Genomic DNA, 4032 nt, shown 5'->3' with positions numbered 1-4032 from the left:
TACTGTTGCATTCTTTTGAAAAATTGGTATTAAAATCAAATTAACGTATTAGGTACGTAGTTGCGCTTTAGCGCTCTTTATAATATTAGGAAAGAGCGCATTGCTGAATTTAAGTATGAATTGAAATGTAGAGACGTAGCATTGTTACGTCTTTACAGAGGTTTCAGTATCATAGGAAATAATTTTCCTACATCAAATCAGCAACGCCGGAAAGAGCGCTGAAGCGCAACTACGTACCTTAGCCGGGTGCATCTCATTTTTGAAAATATACTCGTAGGGGCGAAGCATTTCGGCAGTAAATCTCTGATTCTCACTGATAAATTATGTGCCGAAATGCTTCGCCCTTGCCAAAACCAGATGCACCCTATAGCAATCCTAAATCCATCAAGCGAACACACACTCTTTTCTTATCTTCCTACCCTTCGGGAACGGCTTCGCCGAACGCGAACTTCGCGCCTTCGCGGTTCGTTGAACAAATCTGGTTCACAAATGATTTAGACTTGCTATAAAACAAGCTTCCCAATTACCAATTACCAATTACCAATTCTCAATTCCCCAAAGTTTCAATTATTAGTTGTTGGGCCGCCGGGAGAAGGCACAGATTGAATCGGTGTCGGAGGCCAATTAGAGCGACTTCTGCTGAGAGTAGCCGACACCAAAGCATAGCCCAAAACAGCAGGAAGGACGATCGCACTCAAAAACACGATCGCCACTGCCCATGTCATCGCATTGGACATCGGGCCGTAATGACTGCGGTAAGGGTCAAACGTTGGTAAATTAGACCTCGGGGCATCCCTCAGCGCGATCGGACGTTTGAACCGCACCCGCCTGTCATCGAGCTTTTCGAGCAAAACCCAGCCAACTTCCGCCTCTTCCCGACACAGCTTGTGAAAAATCGCCGGATTGCGAAATAAATCGCTGCTAGCCCGGACAATCTTGTACTCCCAAACTGTCAAATCATCAGGATTGCGATCGGATTTTGGATTGCCATTTGCGATCGCATTTTCAGGCGCAGTCAAATTATCTTCTTGAGATTCGTACCGAGTCAAAACTTCCTCCTCCTCATCACATTTTTGCCCCGCAGCCAATTGCTCGCGGCTCACCAAGACACCCAGAATCCCAGCCTCCAAGCCGAGACTACCAACCATCAAACTCCAAACCAGAATTTCAGTCATAAAAGGAGTTATAAAGTTAAAAATTAAAACTAAAAAGACTCGCTTTTAACTTTCAATCTTTAATTTTAAAATAGCCTTCCACCACACAATCTGCACCCACCGCGTTGCTGAAAAGCCCAAATCTCCCACAGGAGTTGGAGCACCTTGGCCGCCGACAATTTTAGGAGCAATAAAAGCCATAATTTTCTGCACTGCACCTTCAGCAATTGCCGAAGCCGCCAAAGTGCCACCGCACTCCCACAGTACAGACATAAAAGATCGATCGTACAAATAAGTCATCACATTAGTCGGTGTCAGCGGTGACAACTCCACAACTTCCACCCCTTTGGCAATCAAAAATTCCTGAAATTCCGGCTTAACCCCAGGCTCAGTCAGTACCAAAGTAGCCGCCGAGGAGGTTTCCCACAACCAAGCCGACTTCGGCAAATCCAGAGAGCGGCTCATCACCACCCGCAAGGGATTGTTTCTGTCAGGCTGGTGGCTTGTTAGTTTCGGATTATCTAGACGCACCGTATTTCCCCCAACAATCACCGCATCGCAGCCGGCACGCACCCGATGTACCTCGCTCCGAGCTTCCTCGCCTGTCACCCAAGCGCTGTGACCGGTAGTAGTAGCAATTTTACCGTCTAAAGTCATCGCATATTTCAAAATTCCGAAAGGCTGGCGGTACAAAATCCGGTGTACGAAAGCCTCGTTGAGTTTCTGACAAGCTTCCCCTTCCACTCCCGCCACCACTTCAATGCCAGCATCCCGCAATCGAGCCAGCCCAGTGCCAGCTACCAATGGATTTGGATCGACCATTCCAGCCACTACTTTTGCCACCTTAGCCTTAACTAAAGCTTCGGAACAGGGAGGAGTCCGACCGTAGTGGTTGCAGGGTTCCAGGTTCACGTAAACAGTCGCTCCGGCGGCAAGTTCCCCCGCTTCCCGGAGTGCAAACACTTCGGCGTGAGGTTGGCCGGCACCGGGATGGAACCCTTCGCCGACAATCTTACCGTCTCGGACAACTACGGAACCGACGAGGGGGTTGGGTGCGGTTTTGCCGAGGGCGCGGCGGGCCAATTCTATGCAGCGGCGCATCATGGCTCGATCGAACTCTTGAATTGTGCTATTGTCCAGTTGTTTTGTACCTTGCTGCTGTCGATTAGCTAAGTTGGCGATCGGTTTAGCGTCCGCCTCAAAAGTTTCCATGAGATTTTGCTCTGATATCTAACCTAAGTTTAGTAAGTTTGATGCTAATTTTTGCGAACGGGCGACGATCGATTGTTGAGCCAAACTTTACGGTATCAGGATTGAAAGGCGATTAAAATGGCGATCGACCCCACACGCCCAAACAAATAGCTGTGAACTACCCAACGCTGACCTTCGGTACAGCGTGGGCTTCTGACTTCATTGGGGATTGCGTCAGCTTAGACTTACGTCCCAGCTTCGGACTCACATCCCCTCCATCAGCAGCAGTCCTGGTTCCCAAGACCGATAGCATTCTGATTCCTTCTGCTCTGATATTTATTGAGGCGTTTCCGTCCCTATCGTGATGAGTACCGCAACTAGGACAAGTCCATGTCCTAACGTCTAATGGCATTTCATTCACCTGATAGTGGCAATTTGAACAGAGTTTCGAGCTAGGAAACCATCGGTCAATCTCTACCAACACTTTACCTTCACGGTCTAGTTTGTACTGCAAGAAATTGACAAACATCCCCCAACCTACATCAGAAATTGCTTTAGCTAGTTTGTGGTTGCGAACCATGCCCTTAACGTGAAGGTTTTCGACTACGATGACTTGGTTGTCGTCAACAAGCTTTCTGGATAGCTTATGCAAGTAGTCTTGACGGACATTGCTGATTCGTTCGTGAACCCTAGCAACCAGTTTCCTGGCTCGATCTCTCGACCTGCTTCCTTTCTCCTTTCTGGCTAGTTTTTGCTGTTTTCTTTTCAGGTTGCGTTCATGTTTTGCTAAATGCTTAGGATTCGGGTATTTGGATGTCTTGATACCATCATTGACAACAGCAAAATCTTTCAATCCCAAGTCAATTCCTGCAACTTTTCCATCGGTGTGAGCAACTAATTTGTCTCCTTCGAGTTCTGTCAGCACAGAGGCATAGTATTTTCCTGAAGGGGTCATGCTGACTGTTACAGTTTTGATAATTCCTTCAATCGGTCGATGTAACTTGACTTTAACAATGCCGACACGACCAGGAAACTTGAGGAAACCATCAACAATTTTGACTGACTGCGGATACTGGATTGATTGCCTATTTTTCTTGGCTTTGAATCTAGGGTATTTAGCTCTCGACTCAAAAAAGTTCTTGTAAGCAGTTACCAATTTGAGCGTAGTCGCTTGCAAAACTTGAGAGTAACACTCCGACAACCATTGTGTTTCTTCTTGTTTTTTGAGATTTGGTAGGAGTTTGTTCAACGCAATTTGAGTCAAGCCTTTACCCGTGGCTTTGTAGGTTTCAATGCACAAGTTGAGTGCATGATTCCACCACCAGCGAGAGCATCCAAAGTGCTGAGATAGTATCTCTTGTTGTTCAGTTGTCGGATACAGTCTGACTTTGACGGCTTGATGCTGCATTGTTTTTACCTCTCTTTAGCATTATATACATTCTTGATAAAATTAGTCCATCTAGCTGGCAAATTTTACCGGGATTGACCGGATAAAATTTGCTTGGGGGAGTCCATGTATCCCAACGCTGACCCAACGGGTACAGCGTGGGACTTATCGCTCCCCCAAACCCCCTCAAAAGTTAAAAAACTAGGACTTACGCATTGACAAAATCACAAAATAGTGCATTGATAAATATGAGTGGTCTACTTTCCAGGTATTTGACAATGAGAAAAACTACCAAACCCT

Annotated in this window: 3 protein-coding genes; all 3 read right to left on the bottom strand. The window is 46.5% G+C overall.

Annotated features, from left to right (window positions below; genetic code table 11):
* Positions 1 to 563: 563 nt before the first annotated feature.
* A complete protein-coding gene (locus JGK07_RS00140; RefSeq protein WP_293179518.1) occupies positions 564 to 1175 on the bottom strand; it encodes a hypothetical protein in 612 nt (203 codons plus the stop codon).
* A 45-nt stretch (positions 1176 to 1220) separates the two neighbouring features.
* Positions 1221 to 2258: a bifunctional diaminohydroxyphosphoribosylaminopyrimidine deaminase/5-amino-6-(5-phosphoribosylamino)uracil reductase RibD gene (ribD, locus tag JGK07_RS00135; RefSeq protein WP_293290646.1), complete on the bottom strand. Its 1038-nt coding sequence runs from the start codon at positions 2256 to 2258 to the stop codon at positions 1221 to 1223.
* A gap of 265 nt (positions 2259 to 2523) precedes the next feature.
* On the bottom strand, positions 2524 to 3753 hold the full coding sequence (locus JGK07_RS00130) for an RNA-guided endonuclease TnpB family protein (RefSeq protein WP_293179512.1): 1230 nt from the start codon (positions 3751 to 3753) through the stop codon (positions 2524 to 2526).
* Positions 3754 to 4032 lie beyond the last annotated feature (279 nt).

The organism is Microcoleus sp. PH2017_24_DOB_U_A (genome assembly GCF_020738205.1).
Taxonomy (GTDB): domain Bacteria; phylum Cyanobacteriota; class Cyanobacteriia; order Cyanobacteriales; family Microcoleaceae; genus Microcoleus.
Note: the sequence above shows the minus strand (reverse complement) of the source record. Positions and strands in the feature narration are given on the sequence as shown.